The organism is Pseudomonas sp. GW821-FHT01D09 (assembly GCF_059422465.1).
Map to the genome: position 1 here is coordinate 51,412 of NZ_JBWKWY010000001.1, position 24,454 is coordinate 75,865.

A 24,454-nucleotide genomic window follows, 5' to 3' on the forward strand; every position below is an offset into this window, starting at 1 on the left:
GCGAGGCACTTCATTACCTTTGAGCTAATCCTGTTATGGAAATACGTCATTTCCGCTACTTCCTGGCCGTTGCCCGGCACCGCAACTTCACGCGTGCCGCCGAGCAGCTGGATATTGCCCCGCCCACCTTGAGCCGGCAGATCCAGGATATGGAGCGCACCCTGGGCACCCGCCTGTTTATCCGGCGCCAGCGTGACGTCAGCCTGACGGAGGCGGGCACTGCGCTGTTGGCTGAAGCGGAAGCCACCGTGCGCCAGTTCGAGTTTGCCCAGCGCAATGCCCAGCGCGCCGGGCGTGGCGAGATCGGTCATATCGAATTGGGCTATGTGGCGTCGGCGGTGTATTCCGGGGTGCTGCAACGCCAGGTACAGGGGTTCTGCGCGCAGTTTGCCGATGTCAGCCTCAGCGTGCGGGAAAGCCCCATGGCCCTGCTGCCGGGGCTGGTGGCCGAAGGGCGCTACGACATTGGCTATATCCGCTCGCCCATGACCTTGCCCGATGGCGTGGAGGCGCTACGCCTGGGCAGCGAAGGTTTTGTCCTGGCGCTGCCCCAGGGCTCGTGGCTGCTGGGCTTGAAGGCGATCACCTGCGCGCATTTGCAGAACGAGACCTTCATCCTGCCCGAGCAAATCAGCGGCACCTTGCAGGTCGCCGCACAAGGCGGTTATGCCCCGCGCCTGGGGCCGCAGCCGGGCGGCCTGGTGGCGGTGATTGCCCTGGTGTCGCTGGGGCAGGGCGTGGCGGTGGTGCCGGAGTCGGTGGTGGGGCATGTCAGCCTGCCGGGTGTGCACTACCGCACCATCGAGGGCAGCGATGCCTCGTCGTGGCTGTCGCTGATTTACCGGCGCTTTGAAAAGGCCCCGGCGGTGGCGCGGTATATCCAGCACGTCAAGCACAAGCTCGCGCCTACGGGGCCAGACGGGGTTGGATCGAGTCCGCCAACTGCGTGAGGATCAGGCAGCACGACACCGCCCCGGCATCCAGTACCCCCAGCGAGCGCTCACCCAGGCGGCTGGCCCGGCCGATCCTGGCCACCAGGTCCCTGGTCGAGTCACGGCCCTGGGAGGCCGCGCGTTTCATTGCTTCCAGGGCTTCGCTGAAGGACGCACCACTGGCCTGGGCCCGCTCAAATGCTTGCACCGCCGGGATCAGGGTGTCCATCAGGCACTTATCACCGACGCCGGCTTCGGTGATGTCCTGCAACGAGGTCAGGCCACCGCGCAACAAGTGGGCGAAGGTCGCCGCATCAATGTCTTCGCTGCCGCGCACCTCGTCGGCCATGCCGATAAACAGGCTGCCATACAGCGGGCCCATGGAGCCGCCGATGCCTTCCATCAGGCTCAGGGTCAGTTCGTCCAGGGCCTCGGCCAGGGTCAACTGCCGGCCTTCGATCGTACGGCCGCAATGGGCAAAGCCCTTGGCCATATTGATGCCATGGTCGCCATCGCCAATCGCACCGTCGACTTCGCTGAGGTATTCACGGTTGGCGACGATCACGCTGACCAGGTCAGCGACAACCGCGCTGCCGTCGTGGGTAGAGAAAGACTGGCTCATGGTTTATTCCGCCTGGGTCATGCCGATGGAGCGGCAAGGTTGGTCGATCAGGGTTTTCAGCTCGGCATCCAGGCCCAGCAGGGTCAGGGTCACGCCCATCATTTCCAGGGAGGTGAAGTAGTTGCCGACATAGCAGCGATGAATCTTCAGGCCCTTGGCCTTGAGCTGGCTTTCGACTTCGGCGTAGAAGATGTACAGCTCCATCACCGGTGTCGCGCCCAGGCCCGAGACCAGCACCACCACGCTGTCATCCTGGCTGAAATCGCGGTCGGCGAGGATCGGTGCCAGCATGCGCTCGGCCATGGCGGCGGCGGGTTCGATCGGGATTACCTCGATCCCCGGTTCGCCATGATGGCCGATGCCCAGTTCCATCTGGCCGTCCGCGATCTGGAAGTTCGGCTTGCCCACCGCTGCAATGGTGCAGGGCGTCAGGCCGATACCGATGGAGCGGCAGTGATCGACCGCCTTCTGCGCGACGCGGATCACCCCGTCCAGGTCATAGTGCTGCGCGGCGGCGGCCCCGCCGATCTTCCACATAAAGATTTCCCCGGCCACCCCGCGCCGCTTGGCGATCTCGGCCTTGGGCGCCGAGGCCACGTCATCGTTGGCGACCACGGTGCGGATCCGCATGTCCTTGCTGGCGGCCATTTTCATCGCCAGCTTCACGTTCATATTGTCGCCGGCATAGTTGCCATACAGGCAGGCCACGCCGGCACCGTGATCGGCGACCCGGAAGGCATCGAAAAAACTCTTGGCGGTGGGCGACGAGAAGATTTCGCCGACGGCCACCGCGTCCACCAGGCCGGGGCCGACGTAGCCGAGGAAGGCCGGCTCATGGCCGGAGCCGCCCCCAGTGACGATGCCCACGCGGCCTGGGCCGGAGGGCTTGGCCTTGCTGATCACACGGGGGTTGCTGTCGCTTTGGCGCAGCTCGGGATGGGCGACCAGAATGCCGCGCAGCATGTCCTCGACCACTTGGTCCGGATCGTTGATGACTCGATTCATAACGCGGGTTCCTGTTCTTGTTGTCTTGGGCGCAGTCATTCAAGTGTAGGAGCGGGCTTGCCCGCGATGGCGGTGTGTCAGAAGACACATGAGTTGGCTGACCCACTGCCATCGCGGGCAAGCCCGCTCCCACATTTGGATGTGTGTTGGGTTCAGGGTTCGAGCACGACCTTCAAGGACTTGTCCCCGCGCTCCATCACCGCAAACGCCTCCTTGAAATCCGCCAGCGCAAACTTGTGGGTCACTACGTCGCGCATGTCGATCTTGCGCTTGCCGATAAAGTCGATGGCCCGCGGGTACATATATGGGCCCAGGTGTGAGCCGAGCACGTCCAGTTCCTTGCGGTCGCCAATGATCGACCAATCTACCGTGGCCTCGTCGTTGAATACGCTGAATTCGACGAAACGCCCCAGCTTGCGCAGCATCGCCAGGCCCTGGTTCACCGCCTTGTGGTGCCCGGTGGCTTCGATATAGATATCGCAGCCATAGCCGTCGGTGATGTCGCGGATTTTTGCCAGTACATCGACCTCGGCCGGGTTCCAGACCTCATCGGCGCCCATGCGCAGGGCCAGTTCGGCGCGTTCGGGTTTCATGTCGAGCACGATCAGGCGTTTGGGGTTGCGCATGCGTACCGCGCCGATGATCCCCAGGCCCAGGGTGCCGGCGCCAGCTACCACCACTACATCGTCGAAATCCACATTGGCCCGTTCCGCCGCGTGCAGTGAGCAGGCCAGGGGTTCGATGAGGATCGCTTCGTCTGGCGCGATGGAGTCGGGCACCTGATGGATGATGCCTTCCTTGGTGAAAATCATGTACTGGGCCATGGCCCCCTGGACGTTGTTCTGGAAGCCGTAGAGGTCGTGTTTCTGACACATCCAGTACTGGCCGTGATTGCAGAAGCGGCAGCCCCAGCACGGCACGATCTGCTCGGAAATCACCCGGTCGCCGACCTTCACCCCACGCTTCTCGGCGCCCGGGCCCAGGGCGACCACGCGGCACACAAACTCATGCCCGGGAATCATCGGCGGCTTGACGTAGCGCGGCTGCTCGGCGTCGCCCCAGAACGACGGCGCGCCGCGATAGGTCTTGATATCGCCCATGCAGATGCCGCACAGCTCGACCTTGGTCAGGATCTCGTCGGGGCCGGGCGTCGGTACATCGACGGTTTCCAGGCGATAGTCTTCCGGGCCATGGCAGACCACGGCCTGCATGGTCTTGGGGATCACCGGGTGGAGTTGTTCGGCGGTACGTTCGGTAGCGGTGGACATGACAGACCTCACGACGAATAGATGGATTACTGAATGCTGTAGCCGCCGTCGATCACCATGTTGGCGCCGGTGATCATCTGGGCTGCGTCGCTGAGCAGGTACAACGCCAGCCCGGCGATTTCATCCGGCTGGGCAAAACGGCCCGCCGGGATCTGCAATTTGGCCCGTTCGCCCACATCGCCGGCCCAGGCTTTCTTGCCCAGGGCGGTCTCGACGATGGTGGGGGAGATGGCATTTACCGTGATGTGTGGCGCCCATTCCATGGCCAGGACCTTGGTCATGCCGACAATCGCAGCCTTGCTCGCGCAATAGGCCACATGCCGATCCAGGCCGATCACTGCCGCCTGGGACGCCAGGTTGACGATGCGCCCGCTGCCCTGGGCGAGCATATGCCGGGCGCAGGCCTGGGCCACGAAAAAGCTGGCCTTGAGGTTGATCTCCAGGGTGATGTCCCAGGCGTTTTCGCTGACATCGATGGCCTTGTCCAACATCACCACGCCGGCGCTGTTGACCAGGCAGTCCAGGCGCTTGAAGTGCGCGACCACGTAGTCGATGCTGCTCTGCACCTGGTCGAGCTGGCGCAGGTCGACGGCCAGGCCCAGATGCCCGCTGCCCAGGCTGGCGGCCACTTCAACCACGGCCGGATCACGGTCGAGCAGGGCCACGCGCGCGCCACGCTCCACTAGCAAGTGGGCACACGCCAGACCGATCCCCGCAGCCCCGCCGGTGATCACGGCGCAACGACCGGTGAGGTCGAAGGCTTGGTTCCAGAATCCAGACATTGGTTTAACTCCATTCTCAAAAACAGTGGAGATCGGATGTGGGAGCTGGCTTGCCTGCGATGCGGGCACCTGGGTCTGTCAGGGATACCGAGGTGATGCAATCGCAGGCAAGCCAGCTCCCACATTGACCGCGTTGCTATTTAGTACCGCTGACCTGCTGGTACAGCGCATCCGCATTGGCATTGGTCACCGGCACCCACGGCAGGATGTAGTTCTTCGCAGTGCCGTCGCCCCAGGTTACGTCCTTGGCATAGCGCTCCCAGATCACCGACTTGGGTTTGTAGTCTTCACCCGCCAGTTGCCGCAGGGCTACGTCCAGTGCGCCCTGGGACTGGGCCTGGGCGTCTTGCAGGAAGGTGGTGACTTCATCTCTTTTGGCTGCCTGAATGGCGTCGGGCATGCCGTCGATGGAGGTGACGGGCACATCCTTGGAGGTCAGGCCGTGGGATTTGAGGGCCTGCACGGCGCCCAGAGCCATGTCGTCGTTTTGTGCGATCACCCCGTTGATGCCCTTGGGGTGGGCGTTGAGCCAGTCCTCGGTCAGGCTCAGGGCCTGGGCGCGGTCCCAGTTGGCGGTCTTTTTCTCGATGATCTTGATCCCGGGGTGCTTGCCCAGCACTTCCAGTTCGCCTTTTTCGCGGTCGATCTGTGCCGACTGGCCAATCGGGCCCTGGATGATCACCACATTGCCCTTGCCCTGGAGCTTGTCGACCATGGCCTGGGCCTGCAGGCGCCCGCCCTCGACATCATCGTTACCCACGTACGGCACGTTGGCATCGGCGACTTTGGTGTTGGAGGCGATCACCACCACATCGTTGGCCATCGCCTGCTTCACCGTGCCCACCCCGGCCTTGGTGTCGATCGGCACGAAGAGGATCGCGTCGTAGCGCTGGGTGACCATGTTTTCGATCTGGTTGTTCTGGGTCAGCGCGTCATAGTTGCCGTCGAACACGGTCAACTGCACGGTGCCGTCCTTGACTGCCGGATGTTCCTTGAGCTCGCGCACCCAGTTCTGCATGAACTGGCCCTTGAGGCCGTACACGGCGGCGCCGACTTTGTAGGTCTTGCCATCGGCGGCCAGGGTGATGCTGCTGGCGAGCAGGGAGAGGGCCGCCACGGCGGCAAACGATGTAGCGAATTTCATGATGAGAACCCCGTTTATTGTTGTGGTCGTTCAGTTCGGATCAGAGCAAAAGCGACTAGCGTTTTTTCTTGCGCCACACGTCAATCAACACCGCGAGCACGATGATCAGGCCCTTGGCGACCTGCTGGTAATAGGAGGACACGCCGAGCAGGTTCAGGCCGTTGTTGATCACCCCGATCAGCAGGGCGCCGAACAGCGTGCCGACGATGGTGCCGACGCCGCCGGACAAACTGGTGCCGCCGATCACCACCGCGGCAATCGCATCCAGCTCATAGGACATGCCGGCCTGGGGCAGGGCGGAGGTGGTGCGCGCCGACAGCACCACACCCGCCAGGCCGGCGAGCAGGCCCGAGACCACGTACACCGAGAACGTCACCTTGCGCACGCCAATCCCCGAGGTGCGCGCGCTTTTTTCGTTGCCGCCCACCGCGTACACGTAGCGCCCGTAGGTGGTGTAGCGCAGTACCATCCAGAAAATCAGCGCGACCACGGCAAAGATGATGATCGGTACGCCAATCGGCCCAAGCTTGCCGATGCCCAGGGCCAGGTAGGCGTCCGGCAGGTCGGTGACCGGGCTGCCGTCGTTGAGGATAAAGGTCATGCCCCGGGCAATGCTGAGCATGCCGAGGGTGGCGACAAAGGGCGGGATCGACAGGTTGGCCACCATAAAACCGTTCACCACCCCCAGCATCGCCCCGGCAAACATCCCGGCGCTGACCGCCGCCAGCAGGCCATAGCCCTGGGTCGCGACCAGGGCGCTGCACAGCCCGGCAAAGGCGAGGATCGAACCTACCGAGAGGTCGATGCCCTTGGTCAGGATCACATAGGTCATGCCCACGGCCAGGATGCCGTTGATCGAGGTCTGGCGCAGGATGTCCATCCAGTTGCGCCAGGTCATGAAGTATTCGCTGGAAAACGCCATGACCACGCACAGCAGGATAAACACCAGCGGCAGGCCAAAGCGGTCGAGGGAAAGCCGCAGGCGGCTGCGCGAAGGGGTGGTCAGCGGGGCGGCAAGGGTTTTGGCATTCATGAGGCAAGACTCAACAAGGCTTCCTGGGAAAGGGCGGTGTCGCTGCTGATAGTCACCAGCCGGCCGCCCTTGAAAATCGCGATACGGTCGCTCAGGTGCAGCAGTTCCGGGGCTTCGGACGACACCACGATGGCCGCGCCACCGGCGCGCACGAACTGGTCGAGCAAGTGATAGATCTCCTGCTTGGCGCCTTCATCGATACCCCGGGTCGGCTCATCGCACAAAAGGCACACCGGTTGGGTCGACAGGCACTTGGCAAGCACCACTTTCTGCTGGTTGCCACCGCTCATGGAGGCCACTGGCAGGTTCAGGGAGGTGGTCTTGATCTGCAGGCGCTTGACCATGTCCGCCGCCAACTGGTTTTCCTTGCGTGCATTGATCAGCGACCAGTTCGACAGCTGCTTGTACGCCGACAACGCGATGTTCGAGAGGATGCTGGAGCTGAGCACCAGGCCGCTTTCCTTGCGGTCTTCGGTGACCAGGGACATGCCGGCGCGGATGGTCGCCTTGGGCAGGCCGATGGGCATCGGCTTGCCTTGCAGGGTGACGCTGCCGGCGTCCGGGGTGGTCAGGCCGTAGATGCAATTGAGGAACTCGCTGCGCCCCGAACCCATCAGGCCATAGATGCCGAGGATTTCGCCCTGGCGCACTTGCAGGCTGATGTCCTGGAACTCGCCGCTACGGCTCAGGCCCTGGACGTCCAGGCAGCACTCGGCGGCGCTTGCGCGGCCGACCTTGTGATCGATGCGCGTCAGCTCCTGGCCGACGATACCGCGCACCAGGTGGGCGCGGTCGATATCGGCCATGCGCCCGCTTTCGACGAAGGCGCCATCGCGCAAGATGCTGTAGTCGTCGGCAATCTGTGCAAGCTCGCTGAGGCGATGGGACACATACACGATCCCGGCGCCACGGGCGGTGAGGCGGCGGATGGCCTTGAACAGGGTCTCGGCTTCGCGCTCGCCGATGGCGGAGGTGGGTTCGTCCATGATCATCACCTGGCAGTCATGGCTGAACGCCTTGGCGATCTCCACCAGTTGGATCTGCGCCACGCTCAAGCGATGCATGGGCGTGGTGGCTTCGACGTCGAACTCCAGGCTTTCCAGGAGTTCGCGGGTGCGTAGGTGTAGTGCCTTGCTGTCGACGATGCAGCCGGCGCGCCGTGGTTCGCGGCCCAGCCAGATATTTTCGGCGACGCTCATGTAGGGGATCGGTTCCAGCTCCTGGGTGATCATCGCGACCCCCGCCGCCAATGCTTCGCTGGGGCGATGGAAATGCACGGGGGCGCCATTGAGCAGGATGCTGCCGGCGTCACGCTGGGTGATGCCCATCAAGATACTGAGGAACGTGGATTTGCCGGCGCCATTGCCGCCGCACAGGGCATGCACACTGCCGGCCCGCAGCGAGAGGCGGCCGTCACGCAGGGCGGGAATGCCCGCGTAGGCCTTGGCGACGTGTTCAGCCTGGAGCAGTAATGGCGTGGCCATCGGCGTGTCCTCGTGCTGTGAGTTCTTATTAGGTACACAGTCGTGTTGCTGCGTGATCATATGTGTACCAAATGAAATTCTGATCAGTCAATCTCTTTCACTGAAAACTTGTAGTTGCCTGCATTTTATTGATGGGTGGCGTTTTAGAGGGGGTTGACTGGTGGGTCAGTTAAAACGTGCTTGACAGTTGCGGAGGAATATCCGAGAAATGGCTGATAGAAATTTCATTGAGTGATCATATGATCAGTCTTAAGCGTCACCATGACAGCGGAGCCTAATGCCATGAACACACCTTTTCCGGTGGCTATCGGATGCGACGAAGCGGGTTTTGAGCTCAAGGAACTGTTGAGGCGCCATATCGAGGCGCTGGGGTATCCGGTGACTGACTTTGGCACCCATTCCACGGCGCCGGTGCTCTACCCGGATATTGCGCTGGCGGTGGCCACGGCCATCAATGCCGGGCAACAGCGCCTGGGGGTGCTGGTGTGTGGCACGGGCATTGGCATGGCGATCTCGGCCAATAAGGTGTTGGGGATCCGTGCGGCCCAGGCCCATGACACCTATTCGGCGGAGCGCGCGCGCAAGAGCAACGATGCGCAGATCCTGTCCATCGGTGCGCGGGTGGTGGGGGCGGAGCTGGCCAAGAGCATCGTCACCGCGTTTCTGGCCTCGGAGTTCGAGGCGGCGCGTTCCGGGGCCAAGGTCGAGCGTATCAATGCCATTGAGCGTGATGGGCATCAGTAGTGGACGTGGCGGGGCAAGAGTCGGGAGAATGCGCCTTTGACGCCGAAACGGAAGCCCGTCCCCATGAGTGACAGTACCCTGCGCACCGCCAGCGATATCGATCTGATGACCGAAGTGGCGATGCTCTATTACCTTGAGAACGTCACTCAGGAAGCCATCGCCAAGCGCTTTGACCTGTCCCGGGCGAAAGTCAGCCGGCTGCTCAAGCGTGCGCGCGATGAAGGGATTGTCGAGGTGCGGGTGCTGCAGCATCCGGCGATGAACAACGAACTGGAACAGGCGCTGGTCGAGCGCTTCCAGCTGGACCGCGCGTTGATCGCGGTGGACCACAGCGACGCCGACACCCAGCGCTCCGCCGTGGCCAGCCTGGTGGCCAACTACCTGAACAAAACCCTGGGCGACGGCATGATTGTCGCCGTGGGCATGGGCCGTAATGTCGGGGCCGTGGCCGATAACGTGTTTTTGCCGGTGACGCGCAACTGCACGTTTGTCTGCGCCATCGGCGGTTCGCTCAAGGCCGGCGAATACATGAACCCCGACCATATCTGCCGCCGCCTGGCCCTGCGCTTTGGCGGCGAGAGCGAAAGCCTGTACGCCCCGGCGCTGGTGGCCAACCCGGAACTGCGCAGCGTGCTGATCAGCAACGACACCGTACGCTCCACCCTCGACCGTGCACGGCGCGCCGATATGGCGCTGATCGGCATTGGCGACATGAGCGAGAACAGCAATATGGTGCGCATGGGCTGGTTCTCCCCCCAGGAAATCGCCCAGGCGCGCTTGTCCGGCACGGTGGGCGACATGATGGGTTACGACTTTATTGACATCCACGGCCAGCCGGCGGTCAACGCCATCCAGGGGCGGGTGATCGGCTTGACGGTGCAGGAGTTGTTCCGCATTCCCGATGTGGTGGCGATTGCCAGTGAAAACACCAAGGCCGCCGCGACCCTGGGGGCGTTGCGCTCGGGGGTGATCAATACCCTGGCGACCACGGTGACCAATGCCCACACCATCCTGGCGCTGGACGACGCTACCCGTAAAACCTGACCTGTCTCCTCTCAAAATATGGGCACTGGCGTGTGTGAGGGGGCTGGCTTGTGTGGGAGCTGGCTTGCCTGCGATGCAGACACCTCGGTGTATCAGTTAGATCGAGGCGATGCTATCGCAGGCAAGCCAGCTCCTACACAAGCCCACAGCACAGGCTTCTGGGGGCGGCTTTTACAGATCTTGTAATAGTTTTAAATTGTAGGAAATTTGTATTTCCACTGTAGGATTAAAGTCCTTTTTTCACTGCAGGACTTGCATGAACACCCTCTCGGAGCCCCCCAGTCGTCTTTCCCCAAGACCGCTACTGCCGCCGTTCCCGCTCAAACATCCTCTATTCAGACTGCTAACCTTTTCCCGGTCACCCGACCGCGTCTTGTTGTGCCCGGCATTCTGAACATCAATAAAGAGACAGAGACTTCTATATGGAATGGTTAGCGGATCCAACGGCCTGGCTCGGCCTGTTGACCTTGATTGTGCTGGAACTGGTGCTGGGTATCGACAACCTGGTGTTTATCGCGATCCTGGCGGACAAGCTGCCACCGGAGCAGCGCGACCGTGCGCGGTTGATCGGTTTGTCCCTGGCACTGCTGATGCGCCTGGGCCTGTTGGCGAGTATTTCCTGGTTGGTGACCCTGACCCAGCCGTTGTTCGAGGTGTTCGACAAGAGCTTCTCCGGGCGTGACCTGATCATGTTGTTTGGTGGTGTGTTCCTGTTGTTCAAGGCCACCATGGAATTGCATGAACGGCTCGAAGGGCACGTTACCGAACGCACCGGCAATGCGGCCTACGCGATGTTCTGGCCGATCGTGGCGCAGATCGTGGTGCTGGACGCCGTGTTCTCCCTGGACGCGGTGATTACTGCGGTCGGTATGGTGGATGAACTGGCGATCATGATGATTGCGGTGGTCGTGTCCATCGGTGTGATGATTGTGGCCAGCAAGCCGCTGACCCGTTTCGTCAATGCGCACCCGACGGTGATCATGCTGTGCCTGGGCTTCTTGATGATGATCGGTTTTGCCCTGACCGCCGAAGGCCTGGGCTTCCATATCCCCAAAGGCTACCTGTACGCGGCCATCGGTTTCTCGATTTTGATCGAGGTGTTCAACCAGATCGCCCGGGCGCGCCGCAAGAAGTCGGCGCAGGGCCTGCGGCCGATCCGTGAGCGTACCGCCCATGCGGTGATGCGTCTGTTGGGTGGGCGCAGCCTGGCGGTCGAGGAAGTGGGTGAAGACGTGACCGACCTGTTGGGCGACCCACAGGGCCAGCAAGGCCCGCTGTTCGACCGCCGTGAGCGCGTGATGATCAGTGGTGTATTGCAGTTGGCCGAACGGCCGATCCGCAGCTTGATGACCCCGCGGGCGAATGTCGACTGTATCGACTTGGCCGACGACCCGGAGACGATTCGCCTGAAGCTGATGCACTCGTCCTACTCGCGCTTGCCGCTGATCCGCAATGGCGCGGTGGATGAGCCCCTGGGCTTCGTGCACAAGAAGGAGCTGCTCAAGGAGTACCTGGCCGGCAATGAGCCGAACCTGGAACACCTGGCGCGACGGGCGATCAACCTGCTCGACAGCTTCTCGATCCTCAACGCCCTGGAGCAGATGCGCCAGGAGTCGACGCACATTGCCTTCGTGATCAACGAATTCGGCGACTTCATGGGGGTGTTGAGCATGACCGACATCCTGGAGTCCATCGCCGGTGAGTTGCCGGACGCCAGCGAAGTCGAAGGCCCGGACATCGTCGAGGAGCAGGGCGGTTACCGCGCCAACGGTGCGTTGAACCTGAACCTGATTCGCCAGCGTACCGGCTTTCAGGCGGTGGCCACCGAGGATTACCAGACCCTTGCCGGGCTGGTCATGAGCCTGCTGGACCGCCTGCCGGCGGTGGGTGACAGCCTGGAATACGAAGGCTGGCGCTTGACCGTGGCGGCAGTGGAGGAGCGCCGGGTGACGCAGGTGCTGTTGACCCCTGTCGCGGCGGGTTAACGGGGCCTGGCCCTTTTGGTCGGCACGCCACGGGTGTGCCGCTCGAAGGTTTTCTTCAGGGTCTGCTCCTGGGTCTCCCAGGGGCCGAACCCCTTGAGTTTCTCCACCAGCCTGCCGTTTTTCAGGATCAGCAGCGTCGGTGTGCCGGTGACCTCGGGATGCCGTGGGGTCTGGCTCGTATCGAGGACATAAAGGGCTGCCTGGCGGCGATAGCGGCTGGCCACTTTGCTGAACAGTGGCTTGGCCGCGCCGCACGCCGGGCACTGGGGCGATACAAAGAGCATGAACACCGTGCGGGGTGTCTGCAGCGCCCGTCTATACGCATCCGCGTCGTCGATCACCGTGTTGATCAACCCCATGACACTCTCCTTATAGGCCTGTGGCCAAACCCTAAGCCGGGTGGGCCAGGCGGTCTACTGTCAGAATTCACAGGTAGCGCACGCCAATGTGACGGATCGCTACGGATTGGGGTGCACGGTAGCAGTGTGCCTGCTGTCACGGGCGGGGCCCGGGTTGTCGGTGTATTTCTATCTATCTGATTTAAAACAACTTTAACCCTCCAATATTCTTCTGTTACGGGCTGTGGCACACTTTCTGCTGTTTATTCCGCTATTGCATACCTTATTCCGGTATAGCGGAATAAATAACCCTTGGAGTGCTTGCCATGCATCGCCGACCCTCCCTGTTAAAAGCCGGTGTTTTTCTCTTTGTCGCCGCCGTGTCCCTCGCCAGCCAGGTGCAGGCCGACAGCAAGCTCGATGACGTGCTCAAGCGTGGGCATCTGATTGTCGGTACCGGCAGTACCAATGCGCCGTGGCATTTCCAGGGCGCGGATGGCAAGTTGCAGGGGGTCGATATCGATATCGGGCGCATTGTCGCCAAGGGCCTGTTTAACGATCCGAGCAAGGTCGAGTTTGTGGTGCAGTCGTCCGATGCGCGCATCCCCAACCTGTTGACCAACAAAGTCGACATGAGCTGCCAGTTCATCACCGTTACCGCCAGCCGCGCGCAGCAGGTGGCGTTTACCCTGCCGTACTACCGCGAAGGCGTGGGCCTGCTGTTGCCGGCCAACAGCCAATACCAGCAAATCGAAGACCTGCAGGCCGCGGGCGATGGCGTCACCGTGGCGGTGCTGCAAAACGTCTACGCCGAAGAACTGGTGCACCAGGCGCTGCCCAAGGCCAAGGTCGACCAATACGACAGCGTCGACCTGATGTACCAGGCGGTGAATTCCGGGCGTGCCGACGCCGCCGCCACCGACCAGTCCTCGGTCAAGTACCTGATGGTGCAGAACCCCGGGCGCTACCGCAGCCCGAGCTACGCCTGGAGCCCGCAAACCTACGCGTGCGCGGTCAAGCGTGGCGACCAGGACTGGCTGAACTTCGTCAACACCGCCCTGCATGAAGCCATGACCGGCGTCGAGTTCCCCACCTACGCGGCCTCGTTCAAGCAGTGGTTTGGCGTCGATCTGCCGACCCCGGCGATTGGTTTTCCGGTGGAATTCAAATGATTGTCGAGCGCGGGGCGTCGCAACGGGCGCCCCGCTCAAGGTAGTGCCGAGCATGAACTATCAGTTGAATTTTGCCGCAGTCTGGCGCGATTTCGACACCTTGCTGGCGGGGCTCGGCCTGGGCCTGCAACTGGCCTTGCTGTCGATTGCCATCGGCTGCGTGATCGGCCTGTTGATGGCTTTTGCCATGCTGTCCAGGCACCGTGCGCTGCGGATTCTGGCCTCGGTGTATGTGACGGTGGTGCGCAACACGCCGATCCTGGTGCTGATCCTGTTGATCTACTTTGCCTTGCCCAGTTTGGGCATCCGCCTGGACAAGATCCCCTCGTTCATCATCACCCTGTCGCTGTACGCCGGGGCCTACCTGACCGAAGTGTTCCGTGCCGGCCTGTTGAATATTCCCAAGGGCCTGCGCGAAGCCGGCCTGGCGATTGGCCTGGGGGAGTGGCAGATCCGCGCTTACATCACGGTGCCGGTGATGCTGCGCAACGTGCTGCCGGCGCTGTCGAACAACTTTATCTCGCTGTTCAAGGACACCTCCCTGGCGGCGGCGATTGCCGTGCCGGAGCTGACCTATTACGCCCGCAAGATCAACGTCGAAAGCTACCGGGTGATTGAAACCTGGCTGGTGACGACCGCGCTCTACGTGGCGGCCTGCTATCTCATCGCCATGCTGCTCCGATACCTGGAACAGCGCCTGGCGATCCGTCGCTAAGAGGGGGTCTCCATGGATTGGCTGCATGAGTTGTGGATTGCCCGGACAACCCTGTGGGCCGGGTTCCAGACCAGCGTGTATTGCTCGGTGCTGGCGATTATCTTCGGCACCCTGATCGGCATCGTCGCCGGGCTGGTGCTGACCTACGGCAAGTTCTGGATGCGCGCGCCGTTTCGCCTGTACGTCGACCTGATCCGCGGCACTCCGGTGTTTGTGCTGGTGCTGGCCTGCTTCTATATGGCGCCGGCGCTGGGCTGGCAGATCGGTGCGTTCCAGGCCGGCGCCCTGGGCCTCACGCTGTTTTGCGGCTCCCATGTCGCCGAGATTGTGCGCGGTGCGCTGCAAGCCATTCCCCGTGGGCAACTGGAGGCCGGCAAGGCCATTGGCCTGAGTTTCTACCAGTCCCTGGGCTATGTGCTGTTGCCCCAGGCGTTGCGGCAGATTTTGCCAACCTGGGTCAATTCCTCCACCGAGATCGTCAAGGCCTCGACCCTGCTGTCGGTGATCGGCGTTGCCGAGTTGCTGTTGAGCACCCAGCAAGTCATCGCCCGGACCTTTATGACCCTGGAGTTCTACCTGTTCGCCGGGTTTTTGTTCTTTGTCATCAACTACGCCATCGAGTTATTCGGGCGCTACATTGAAAAACGGGTGGCCTTGCCATGAATCAACCCTTGCTCAACATCAGCGGCCTGCGCAAGCAATACGGCGCGGTGGAAGTCCTCAAGGGCGTCGACCTGTCGCTCCAGCGCGGCAATGTGGTGACGTTGATCGGCTCCAGCGGCTCGGGCAAGACCACGCTGCTGCGCTGCGTCAACCTGCTGGAGGAGTTCCAGGGCGGGCAGATCACCCTCGATGGTGAGTCCATTGGCTATCGTGAAATTGCCGGCAAGCGCGTGCGCCACCCGGAAAAACTCATCGCCCAGCACCGCGCCATGACCGGCATGGCGTTCCAGCAATTCAACCTGTTCCCCCATCTGAGCGCGTTGCAAAACGTCACCCTGGGCCTGCTCAAGGTCAAGCATATGGGCAAGGACGAGGCAGTGGCCCTGGCGGAAAAATGGCTGGAGCGCGTCGGCCTGCTGGAACGGCGCAACCACTTCCCCGGTCAGTTGTCCGGCGGTCAGCAACAGCGGGTGGCGATTGCCCGGGCGATTGCGATGAACCCCAGCCTGATGCTGTTCGACGAAGTGACCTCGGCGCTGGACCCGGAGTTGGTCGGCGAAGTGCTCAGTGTGATCAAGGGCCTGGCGCAAGAGGGCATGAGCATGTTGCTGGTGACCCACGAGATGCGCTTTGCCTACGAGGTCTCGGACAACATCGTGTTTATGAACCAGGGGCGGATTGAAGAGCAGGGGCCGCCCCAAGACATCTTCGAGCGCCCGCAATCGCCACGCCTGGCGGAATTTCTGAAAAATATTCGGTTTTAATCAAGGAGCAACTTTATGAGCATTACTCGTTACGGCGCCGGCAGCACCGCCGGTGGTGGCCAACCCCGCCCATTCGCCCGTGCGGTGGAGGCGGATGGCTGGTTGTACGTGTCGGGCCAGGTGCCGGCGGTGGACGGTGAGATCATCAATGGCGGGATTGTCGAGCAGACCCACCAGACCATGAAGAACGTCGTGGCGATCCTTGCAGAGGCCGGCTATGGGCTCAAAGACGTGGTCCGGGTCGGTGTATGGCTGGAAGACCCCCGGGATTTCTGGAGTTTCAACAAGGTCTTCGGCGAGTACTTCACCCCCGAACACGCCCCGGCGCGGGCCTGTGTGCAAGCGAACATGATGGTCGATTGCAAGGTCGAGATCGATTGCGTGGCCTACAAGAAAAAAGGCTGAATGCCTGACTTCAAGACCACACAAATCCAATGTGGACTGGGTTTGGGTGGGAGCGGGCTTGCCCGCGATAGCATAGTGTCAGTCGCTAAATAGTTGGCTGATACACCGCTATCGCGGGCAAGCCCGCTCCCACAAAAGCCCTGTTCTTACATGGACCTCTTACGCTAATGAAGACCGCCATGACCGAAGACACCATCAAACGCCGCGCAAAGGGCCTGGACCGGGCGTTCGATATCCTTGACTTTCTCAAGGAAGTCGGCCAGCCCCTGCGCCCCAACGATATTGCCAGTGGTATCGGCAGCCCCAAGTCCACGGTCTACGAACTGGTCGCCTCCCTGCTGGAGCGACGGATTCTCGAAGCCGTGGGCAAGGACGGGCATGTGTACCTGGGACGCCAGTTGTACTTCCTCGGCCAGGCCCACTTGCGCCATTTCGACCTGACCCGCGAGGCCGATCACGCCTTGCAGGCGATCGTCAGGCAAACCCGCGAGACCGCGCAAATGTGCCTGCTCAACGGGCGCAAGTACACGGTGGCGTTGATGCGCGAGGGCGAGCGGCATTTTCGCATCTCTTCGGATATCGGTGAAAACGCGCCGATTCCCTGGACCGCTTCCGGGCGCTTGTTGCTGGGGCATTTGAGCGACCAGCAGATCATCGAGCTGATCGACCACGACGACTTTATCCTGCCGGATGGCCAGCGCCTGCCCCTGGCGACCTTCCTCGGGCAGATTCGCCAGGCCAGCCTCGATGGTTTCTTTTCCTTTGACAGTGTCGCCGACACCTTTACCCACTGCTTTGCCGCCCCGGTGCGCGATGCCCAGGGCGTCGCCATTGCGACCCTGTGTATCGTCGCCCCACGGGCCGACGCCAAGAACAATTACAACGACTACCGCCGGGTGCTGATCGAAAGCGCCAACACCCTGGCCCGTCGCATCAATGAATAGCGAAACGGAGTAACCCCATGTCTGCCTTCAATGCCGTTGAAAAAGGCGCCGCCGCCAGCGGTGCCCACCTGGTACGCGACGTCAGCCTGCCCGCCCTGGTGCTGCACCGCGCGGCACTGGAACACAACATCCGCTGGATGCAGGATTTTGTCAGCCACAGCGGCGCGCAACTGGCGCCCCATGGCAAGACCAGCATGATGCCGGCGCTGTTCCAGCGTCAGTTGGCGCAAGGCGCCTGGGGCATCACCCTGGCTACCGCAGTGCAGACCCGCGCGGCCTATGCCGGTGGCGTGCGCCGGGTATTGATGGCCAACCAACTGGTAGGCGCGCCGAACATGGCGCTGATCGCCGAGCTGCTGGCTGACCCCGAGTTTGACTTCCATTGCCTGGTCGATCACCCGGACAACGTCGCTGACCTGGGCGCATTCTTCGCCGCCCGTGGCCTGCGTCTGAATGTGATGATCGAATACGGCGTGGTCGGCGGCCGCTGCGGTTGCCGCAGCGAGCAGGAGGTGCTGGACCTGGCGCGGGCAATCAAGGCCCAGCCGGCCCTGGCGCTTACCGGGATCGAAGGCTACGAAGGGGTGATCCACGGTGAGCATGCCATCCGCGGTATCCGCGAGTTTGCTGCGTCCCTGGTGCGCCTGGCGGTGGATATGCAGAACAGCGGGGCCTTTGACCTGGGCAAGCCGATCATCACCGCGTCGGGTTCGGCCTGGTATGACCTGATTGCCGAGTCTTTCGCCGCGCAAAACGCCGAGGGGCGCTTCCTCAGCGTACTGCGCCCCGGCAGCTATGTGGCCCACGACCATGGTATCTACAAGGACGCGCAATGCTGCGTGCTGGACCGGCGCAGCGACCTCAGCGAAGGCCTGCGCCCGGCCCTGGAAGTCTGGGCCCATGTGCAATCGTTGCCGCAGCCGGGGTTTGCGGTGATCGCCCTGGGCAAGCGCGACGTGGCCTACGACGCCGGCCTGCCGGTGCCACTCAAGCGCTACAAGGCCGGCGTGTTGCCTGCGGTGGGCGATGACGTGAGTGCTTGCAAGGTTACGGCGGTAATGGACCAGCACGCCTTCATGAGCGTGGCGGCGGGGGTTGAGCTGCGCATTGGCGACATCATCTCGTTTGGCACCTCGCACCCGTGCCTGACCTTTGATAAGTGGCAGGTGGGGTGTTTGGTGGATGAGCAGTTGCAGGTGATCGAGACATTGCACACCTGTTTCTAGACCGCGTCGCGGCCATCGCAGGCAAGCCAGCTCCCACATTTGGATTTGTGAATACATTCAAATGTGGGAGCTGGCTGGCCGGCGATGAGGCCCTAAAACTCACCCGAGAATCCGAACATGAACCCACACCCGCGCATCGCCCTGATCGGCGAATGCATGATCGAACTGCAACACCGCGCCGACGGCAGCCTGCAACAGAGCTTCGGCGGCGACACCCTGAACACCGCCGTCTACCTGCGCCGCGAACTGGGGGCCAGCAGCACGGTGGATTACGTCACCGCCCTGGGCGATGACCGTTTCAGCGATGCCATGTGCCAGCAATGGGCCGCCGAAGGCCTGGGCCTGGACAGGGTCCAGCGCTTGCCGGGGCGCCTGCCGGGTTTGTACTGCATCCAGACCGATGCCCAGGGCGAGCGCAAATTCCTCTACTGGCGTAACGAAGCGGCAGTGCGCGATTGCTTTACCACGCCTGGGGCCGAGCCGGTCCTGGCGGCCTTGCCGGGCTATGACGTGCTGTATTTCAGCGGGATCACCCTGGCGGTCTTGGGCGAAGTGGGGCGCGTACGCCTGCTGGCCGCCCTGGTCGAGGCTCGCCAGCGTGGCGCCCGGGTGGTGTTCGACAACAACTACCGGCCGCGTCTGTGGGCCAGTGTCGAGGCTGCTCGCGAGGCCTATCGGCAGGTGTTGGCACTGGTGGATATGGCCTTGCTGACAGAGGATGACGAGCGTGCGTTGTTTGGCTATGCCGACAGCGAGCAGGTGTTGGCGGCCTATCCGGGGATCGAGGAGGTGGTGCTCAAGCGTGGGGCGGATGATTGCCTGATTCGTTGCGGTGGCGAGCGTTTTGCGGTGCCGGCGCGGGTGGTCGAGCAGGTGGTGGACACCACGGCGGCGGGGGATTCGTTCAGTGCGGCGTATCTGGCCAGCCGGCTCAGGGGTGGTTCGCCGCAGGAGGCAGCCTTGGCGGGGCATCGGTTGGCGAGCCAGGTGATCCAGCTTCCGGGTGCGCTGATTCCCAGGGGGTGATCGTTCCCACGCTCCGCGTGGGAATGCAGCTACGGACGCTCCGCGTCCCAGAAGCGGACGCAGAGCGTCCAGTGAGGCATTCCCACGCGGAGCGTGGGAACGATCAGGGTGATTTAGTCGCGGTAGAACACCTGCACCAGGTGATACCCAAACTTGCTCTTGATCGGCCCATGCACTACCCGCAGCGGTTTCTTGAAAATCACCGCATCGATCACCCCCACCATCTGCCCCGGCCGTACTTCACCCAGGTCGCCGCCGCGCTTGCCGGACGGGCAGGTGGAGAACTTCTTGGCCAGCACATCAAAGGCTTCGCCCTTGGCAATACGCTGCTTGAGCTGTTCGGCTTCTTCGCTGGTTTTAACCAGGATATGGCGGGCTTGGGCTTTCATCGGGCAGTTACCTTGCAACGGTCGGGCTTGAAGGCGCGGGATTATGCATCAACTTGGCCTTTGGCGCCGATCATGCTGCGGATTTTCGTGGCCAACTGGTCGATGGAAAACGGCTTGGCCACCATGTCCATGCCTTCATCCAGGAAACCCTGACGCTCGGCGGCGGTCTCGGCGTAGCCGGTCATGAACAGCACCTTGAGCCCGGGGCGGTGCTGGCGGGCGATTTCCGCCAGTTGCCGACCGTTCATGCCGGGCAGGCCGACATCGGTCACCAGCAAGTCCACCCGCAGGTCAGATTCCAGCAACGGCAGGGCCGCCCGCGCGTCGGCGGCCTGGTGGGCGGTGTAGCCCAGTTCATCGAGCAGGTTGACCACCAGCATGCGCACCGCAGCATCGTCCTCGACCACCACCACAGCTTCGCCATCCAGCGCCACGGGGGCTTCCACGGGGAGCTGCGGCAGGACTTTCTCCAGGGCGGTGCCATGCAGGCGCGGCAGGTACAGGCGCACACAGGTGCCGCGGCCCGGTTCGCTGTGGATCGTGACGTGGCCGCCGGATTGCTGGGCAAAGCCATAAATCATCGACAGCCCCAGGCCCGTCCCCTGGCCGATGGGCTTGGTGGTGAAAAACGGGTCGAAGGCCTTGGCCAGGATCTTGGGGGTCATGCCGGCGCCGTTGTCGCACACGCCCAGCATCACATAGTCGCCGGCCTTGACCGGTTCCAGGGTGCTGATGTCGCTGCCGTCCAGGTAGCTGTTGGCCGTCTCGATGCTCAGTTGCCCGCCATCGGGCATGGCGTCGCGGGCGTTGATTACCAGGTTGAGCAGGGCGTTTTCCAGTTGGCTGGCGTCGGTGTTCACCGGCCAGATGTCGCTGCCCAGTTGCACCTTGAGGTCGATATGGGCGCCTTTGGTGCGGCGGAACAGCTCTTCGAGGGACGTGACCAACTGGTTCGGATCCAGGGGCTGGCGATCCAGGGACTGGCGCCGGGAGAAGGCCAGCAGGCGATGGGTCAGCGCGGCTGCGCGATGGGCCGAGGCCACGGCGGCGTCGGTGAAGCGACTAATCTCATCGCTGCGCCCGGCGGCGATGTAGCGCTGCATCAGGTCCAGGCTGCCAATGATCCCGGTGAGCATATTGTTGAAGTCATGGGCGATCCCGCCGGTGAGTTGGCCGAGCGCTTCCATTTTTTGTGCATGGCGCAGCGCGTCTTCGGCGCGTGCGCGCTCGAACATCTCGTTTTGCAGGCGCTGGTTGGCTTCGGCCAGGGCCTGGGTGCGCTGGGCCACGCGTTCTTCCAGGTTGTCGTTGAGATGGCGCAGCGCCTCTTCGGTGAGTTTGCGTTCAGTCTCATCGATCACAAAGATATAGAAGCCATTGACCGAGCCATCGGCGCTGAAGCGGGGCAGATACTTCATCAGCGCATGCCGGGGCCGGCCATCGCAATGGGGGGTGACGGTGACAAAGCTGCAGGCCTTGCCCTTGAGCGCGGCGGCGATTTTATCGGCGCGCCCGGCATAGAGCTTGTCGCCGAGGACTTCGCGGATGGTCTTGCCATACAGTTCTTGCGGGGTCAGGCCGTACCAGTCGAGGTAGGCGCTGTTGTTCAGGCGAAAGCGTTCTGTGTGGTCGACATAGCCGATCAGCACCGGCATGGCGTTGATGATCAGCTGCAGCTCGGTCTGGCTCTGGCGCAGGGCTTGCTCGGTGTGCTTGCGTTCGGTCAGGTCCAGCGCCGCACCAAGGAAGCGCACCGGTCGGCCGTGGTGGTCCTTGTAGCAGCGACCACGGGCAAACACCCAGCGCACCTGGCCGTTGGCCTGGAGCAGGCGATATTCCTCGGCGTACTCGGTGCCATGGGTGATGCAATGCTTGATGCTGCGGGCGATCAGGCCGCGGTCTTGCGGGTGCACGCCTTGCAGGTAGTCACTGATGGGCAACTGCTGGGCCTGGCACGGATCAACCCCGTGCAACTGGGCAAAATGGTTATCGGCGATAAAGCGGTCTTCGCTGATATCCCAGTCCCAGGTGCCCACCGCATCGGTGGCGGCCAGGGCCAGTTGCAAGCGTTGCTCGGTGTTGTGCTGGGCCTTGAGGCTGGCTTCGGAACGTTGTTGCAGCTCCTGGGCCAGTTGCCGGCGTTCGTTGGTTTCAATCGCTGTCACCAGGATCCCGGCGACCTGGCCCTGTTCGTCGCGGATCGGGCTGTAGGTCAGGTCCAGCCAGATCTCGGTGTCGCGGTGGTTGCGCTGCAGGACAAAGCGCTGTTCGGTAAAGGTGCGCACCTGGCCGCTCAGGACGGCGCGGTAGATCGGGGTGGTGAAGTGTTGCAGCTCCGGCCAGGCCCGGTGCGTCGGCTGGCCGAAGGCCTGGGGGTGCTTGTTGCCAGCCAGCAGGGCGAAGCCGTCGTTGTAGAGTTGCGTGAGTTCGGTGCCCCACAGCAACAGCATCGGCATCGGTGAATGGATGACGATATCGATGGCCGTGCGCAGGCTTTGTGGCCAGTGGCTGGCATCACCGAGGGGGCTTGCGGCCCAGTCCAGCCGTGCGATCAGGGCCGCGGCCTCGCTGCCGGTGGGTGATCCGTTCATGTAAGTGCCTTGCGCGTAACGCTTGAAGAATGAAAAAAGCCGAAGACTCCGTGGTACGGAAACGGCTGGTTACCCCTCGAAAAATAGCATGCTTGAGGGGTTTTTCTTCAAGTGAGTGCGTCAAAGCTGAAACCTTTCATCTTTTTTACCCCAGCTCGGGGCGGTTGCGAAACTGCTCCAGGGCTTGGGGGTTGGCCAGGGCATCGGTGTTCTTCACCGGTTCGCCGTGCACGACATTCCTGACCGCCAACTCGACGATCTTGCCGCTGAGGGTGCGTGGAATGTCAGTGACGCTGAGGATCTTCGCCGGCACGTGGCGCGGCGTGGTATGGGCGCGGATCACATCGCGGATCTGTTGCTCAAGGGCGGCGTCCAGGTGTTCGCCGTCATTGAGGCGCACAAACAGCACCACGCGCACATCGTCCTGCCAACGTTGGCCGATGGCCAGGCTTTCCACGACCTGCGGGACCTTTTCCACCTGGCGGTAGATCTCCGCCGTGCCGATGCGCACGCCGCCGGGGTTGAGCACCGCATCCGAACGACCATGGATCAACAGGCTGCCATTGGCACGCTGCTCGGCATAGTCGCCCTGGGCCCATACGCCGGGGAACTGGCTGAAATACGAAGCGCGCAGCTTTTCCCCCAGCGGGTCATGCCACAGGCCGATGGGCATCGCCGGGAAGTGCCGGGTACACACCAGTTCGCCTTTTTCACCGACCAGCGGCCGGCCCTGCTCATCCCACACTTCGATGGCCATCGCCAGGCTCTTGCACTGCATTTCGCCGCGGCGTACCGGCAACACCGGGTTGCCGATAACAAAGCAGGAGACGATATCGGTGCCCCCCGACATCGACGACAGGCACAGCTGCTGCTTGATCTCGCGGTACACGTAGTCGTAGCTCTGGGGCGACAGTGGCGAGCCGGTCGAGATCAGGCCCTTGAGGCTGCCCAGGTCATGGCTGCGGCGTGGTTGCAGGCCGGCCTTTTCCAGGGTGGCGAGGTATTTCGGGCTAGTGCCGAACACGCTGATGCGTTCCTGGTCGATCAGGTCAATCAGGCGCGCGGGGCCCGGATGAAACGGCGAGCCGTCATACAGCACCGCCGTGGCGCCGATGGCCAAGACCGAGACCAGCCAGTTCCACATCATCCAGCCGCAGGTGGTGTAGTAGAACAGGCAGTCGTCGCGCGACAGGTCGGCGTGCAGGCCGTGTTCCTTGAGGTGGGTCAGCAGCACGCCGCCGGTGCCGTGGATGATGCACTTGGGCACGCCAGTGGTGCCACTGGAGTAGAGGATGTACAGCGGGTGGTCGAAGGGCACGGCGACAAACTGCGGTTCGCCGCCGGGGCAATAGAAGTCATCCCACAGGGCGACGTTGGCCGGGGTCTGGTAGTCCTCGATGCGCGCCTCGGGCCGGGCGTAGGGCACGATGATCAGCTGTTGCAGGGACGGCAGGCGCTCGAGGATTTCATTGAGCTTGGCGCTCTGGTCGATCAACTTGCCCGCGTAGCGATAGCCGGCGCAGGTGATCAGCACCTTGGGTTCGATCTGGCCGAAGCGGTCGATCACCCCCTGGGTGCCGAAGTCCGGCGAGGAGCAGGACCAGATCGCCCCCAGGCTGCTGGTGGCGAGCATGCCCACCAGGGTTTGCCAGGTATTGGGCATGCACGCCGCCACCCGATCACCCAGGCCCACGCCCGCCGCTTGCAGGCTGCGCTGCAGGCCGGCGACGTGGCGGGCCAGTTCGGCATAGGTCAGTTGTTCGCGCTGGCCGTCTTCGCTGATGGCGACCACCGCCGGGTGCTCATCGCGGCGGCGCAGCAGGTGTTCGGCAAAGTTCAGGGTGGCGCCGGGAAACCACTGGGCGCTGGGCATCTGCGCGCCTTCCACCAGCACGGTGCTGGGCGGCGTACGAAACTGCACGTCGAAGAACTCGACAATCGCCGCCCAGAACGCCGGACGCTGGTCGATGCTCCATTGGTGCAGGGTGGGGTAATCGTTGATCTGCAAGGCGTGGCGATCATTGATAAAGCGCCGGAACTGGTCCATCCGGGTGGTGTGGATGCGTTCCGGGCTGGGTTGCCAGAGGATATCGGACATGGCGCACTCTCTTGTTCTTGTATGAGATCCGCCAGACAACACACATCCAAACTGTGGGAGCTGGCTTGCCTGCGATAGCG

23 protein-coding genes are annotated in these 24,454 nt (G+C 62.7%); 12 read left to right on the top strand and 11 right to left on the bottom strand.

Features of this window, described 5'->3' with window-relative positions:
• Nucleotides 1-35: 35 nt before the first annotated feature.
• On the top strand, nucleotides 36-950 hold the full coding sequence (locus AC07W7_RS00280; RefSeq protein ID WP_169902052.1) for a LysR family transcriptional regulator: 915 nt from the start codon (nucleotides 36-38) through the stop codon (nucleotides 948-950).
• Here AC07W7_RS00280 and dhaL read toward each other — a convergent pair.
• The 7 genes from dhaL to AC07W7_RS00315 all read right to left on the bottom strand — a co-directional run bounded on the left by dhaL (nucleotide 907) and on the right by AC07W7_RS00315 (nucleotide 8,270).
• On the bottom strand, nucleotides 907-1,554 hold the full coding sequence (gene dhaL, locus AC07W7_RS00285; RefSeq protein WP_076964590.1) for a dihydroxyacetone kinase subunit DhaL: 648 nt from the start codon (nucleotides 1,552-1,554) through the stop codon (nucleotides 907-909). The genes AC07W7_RS00280 and dhaL overlap by 44 nt on opposite strands.
• A gap of 3 nt (nucleotides 1,555-1,557) precedes the next feature.
• The gene (locus tag AC07W7_RS00290; RefSeq protein ID WP_076964589.1) at nucleotides 1,558-2,559 is read right to left on the bottom strand and encodes a dihydroxyacetone kinase subunit DhaK; all 1,002 of its coding nucleotides are present in this window, start codon (nucleotides 2,557-2,559) and stop codon (nucleotides 1,558-1,560) included.
• A gap of 152 nt (nucleotides 2,560-2,711) precedes the next feature.
• On the bottom strand, nucleotides 2,712-3,827 hold the full coding sequence (locus tag AC07W7_RS00295; RefSeq protein ID WP_076964588.1) for an MDR/zinc-dependent alcohol dehydrogenase-like family protein: 1,116 nt from the start codon (nucleotides 3,825-3,827) through the stop codon (nucleotides 2,712-2,714).
• A 26-nt stretch (nucleotides 3,828-3,853) separates the two neighbouring features.
• Nucleotides 3,854-4,609 (bottom strand): SDR family oxidoreductase, encoded by a 756-nt coding sequence (locus tag AC07W7_RS00300; RefSeq protein WP_495038373.1) that lies wholly within the window; start codon nucleotides 4,607-4,609, stop codon nucleotides 3,854-3,856.
• 136 nt (nucleotides 4,610-4,745) lie between these two features.
• Complete coding sequence (locus AC07W7_RS00305; RefSeq protein ID WP_076964586.1) at nucleotides 4,746-5,753, bottom strand: substrate-binding domain-containing protein; 1,008 nt, start codon at nucleotides 5,751-5,753, stop codon at nucleotides 4,746-4,748.
• A 55-nt stretch (nucleotides 5,754-5,808) separates the two neighbouring features.
• A complete protein-coding gene (locus AC07W7_RS00310) occupies nucleotides 5,809-6,786 on the bottom strand; it encodes an ABC transporter permease (RefSeq protein ID WP_076964585.1) in 978 nt (325 codons plus the stop codon).
• Complete coding sequence (locus AC07W7_RS00315) at nucleotides 6,783-8,270, bottom strand: sugar ABC transporter ATP-binding protein (protein WP_197883188.1); 1,488 nt, start codon at nucleotides 8,268-8,270, stop codon at nucleotides 6,783-6,785. Before AC07W7_RS00315 ends, AC07W7_RS00310 begins: the two co-directional genes overlap by 4 nt.
• A gap of 282 nt (nucleotides 8,271-8,552) precedes the next feature.
• Between AC07W7_RS00315 and rpiB the strand changes: the two genes are divergently transcribed.
• The 3 genes from rpiB (at nucleotide 8,553) to AC07W7_RS00330 (ending at nucleotide 12,043) form a co-directional block, all read left to right on the top strand.
• Nucleotides 8,553-9,014, top strand: coding sequence for a ribose 5-phosphate isomerase B (gene rpiB, locus AC07W7_RS00320; RefSeq protein ID WP_076964583.1), 462 nt, complete (start codon nucleotides 8,553-8,555; stop codon nucleotides 9,012-9,014).
• A 63-nt stretch (nucleotides 9,015-9,077) separates the two neighbouring features.
• The gene (locus tag AC07W7_RS00325) at nucleotides 9,078-10,058 is read left to right on the top strand and encodes a sugar-binding transcriptional regulator (RefSeq protein WP_029293725.1); all 981 of its coding nucleotides are present in this window, start codon (nucleotides 9,078-9,080) and stop codon (nucleotides 10,056-10,058) included.
• 422 nt (nucleotides 10,059-10,480) lie between these two features.
• Nucleotides 10,481-12,043 (top strand): TerC family protein, encoded by a 1,563-nt coding sequence (locus tag AC07W7_RS00330; RefSeq protein ID WP_076964580.1) that lies wholly within the window; start codon nucleotides 10,481-10,483, stop codon nucleotides 12,041-12,043.
• Here the strand turns inward: AC07W7_RS00330 and AC07W7_RS00335 are convergent.
• Complete coding sequence (locus tag AC07W7_RS00335) at nucleotides 12,040-12,402, bottom strand: thioredoxin family protein (RefSeq protein WP_076964579.1); 363 nt, start codon at nucleotides 12,400-12,402, stop codon at nucleotides 12,040-12,042. The two genes, AC07W7_RS00330 and AC07W7_RS00335, sit on opposite strands and share 4 nt — an antisense overlap.
• Before the next feature lie 305 nt (nucleotides 12,403-12,707).
• Here AC07W7_RS00335 and AC07W7_RS00340 point away from each other — a divergent pair, with 305 nt between their 5' ends.
• The 8 genes from AC07W7_RS00340 to AC07W7_RS00375 all read left to right on the top strand — a co-directional run bounded on the left by AC07W7_RS00340 (nucleotide 12,708) and on the right by AC07W7_RS00375 (nucleotide 19,296).
• Complete coding sequence (locus tag AC07W7_RS00340) at nucleotides 12,708-13,553, top strand: transporter substrate-binding protein (protein ID WP_495038374.1); 846 nt, start codon at nucleotides 12,708-12,710, stop codon at nucleotides 13,551-13,553.
• 52 nt (nucleotides 13,554-13,605) lie between these two features.
• On the top strand, nucleotides 13,606-14,268 hold the full coding sequence (locus tag AC07W7_RS00345) for an amino acid ABC transporter permease (RefSeq protein WP_057440843.1): 663 nt from the start codon (nucleotides 13,606-13,608) through the stop codon (nucleotides 14,266-14,268).
• Between the two features lie 12 nt (nucleotides 14,269-14,280).
• Entirely contained in the window at nucleotides 14,281-14,931 is a 651-nt protein-coding gene (locus AC07W7_RS00350; RefSeq protein ID WP_076964577.1) for an amino acid ABC transporter permease, read from the top strand.
• A complete protein-coding gene (locus tag AC07W7_RS00355) occupies nucleotides 14,928-15,695 on the top strand; it encodes an amino acid ABC transporter ATP-binding protein (protein WP_495038375.1) in 768 nt (255 codons plus the stop codon). Before AC07W7_RS00350 ends, AC07W7_RS00355 begins: the two co-directional genes overlap by 4 nt.
• A gap of 15 nt (nucleotides 15,696-15,710) precedes the next feature.
• Nucleotides 15,711-16,100, top strand: a complete 390-nt coding sequence (locus AC07W7_RS00360) for a RidA family protein (RefSeq protein ID WP_076964575.1) — start codon at nucleotides 15,711-15,713, stop codon at nucleotides 16,098-16,100.
• 179 nt (nucleotides 16,101-16,279) lie between these two features.
• Nucleotides 16,280-17,044, top strand: a complete 765-nt coding sequence (locus AC07W7_RS00365; protein WP_495038376.1) for an IclR family transcriptional regulator — start codon at nucleotides 16,280-16,282, stop codon at nucleotides 17,042-17,044.
• A 17-nt stretch (nucleotides 17,045-17,061) separates the two neighbouring features.
• Nucleotides 17,062-18,270: an amino acid deaminase gene (locus AC07W7_RS00370; protein ID WP_495038377.1), complete on the top strand. Its 1,209-nt coding sequence runs from the start codon at nucleotides 17,062-17,064 to the stop codon at nucleotides 18,268-18,270.
• 117 nt (nucleotides 18,271-18,387) lie between these two features.
• The gene (locus AC07W7_RS00375; RefSeq protein WP_495038378.1) at nucleotides 18,388-19,296 is read left to right on the top strand and encodes a sugar kinase; all 909 of its coding nucleotides are present in this window, start codon (nucleotides 18,388-18,390) and stop codon (nucleotides 19,294-19,296) included.
• A gap of 113 nt (nucleotides 19,297-19,409) precedes the next feature.
• Here AC07W7_RS00375 and AC07W7_RS00380 read toward each other — a convergent pair whose 3' ends face one another.
• The 3 genes from AC07W7_RS00380 to AC07W7_RS00390 all read right to left on the bottom strand — a co-directional run bounded on the left by AC07W7_RS00380 (nucleotide 19,410) and on the right by AC07W7_RS00390 (nucleotide 24,374).
• A complete protein-coding gene (locus tag AC07W7_RS00380) occupies nucleotides 19,410-19,685 on the bottom strand; it encodes a peptidylprolyl isomerase (protein WP_029293742.1) in 276 nt (91 codons plus the stop codon).
• Between the two features lie 41 nt (nucleotides 19,686-19,726).
• Nucleotides 19,727-22,276, bottom strand: coding sequence for a PAS domain-containing hybrid sensor histidine kinase/response regulator (locus AC07W7_RS00385; protein WP_495038379.1), 2,550 nt, complete (start codon nucleotides 22,274-22,276; stop codon nucleotides 19,727-19,729).
• A 145-nt stretch (nucleotides 22,277-22,421) separates the two neighbouring features.
• Nucleotides 22,422-24,374, bottom strand: coding sequence for an acetoacetate--CoA ligase (locus AC07W7_RS00390; RefSeq protein ID WP_495038380.1), 1,953 nt, complete (start codon nucleotides 24,372-24,374; stop codon nucleotides 22,422-22,424).
• Nucleotides 24,375-24,454: the final 80 nt, after the last annotated feature.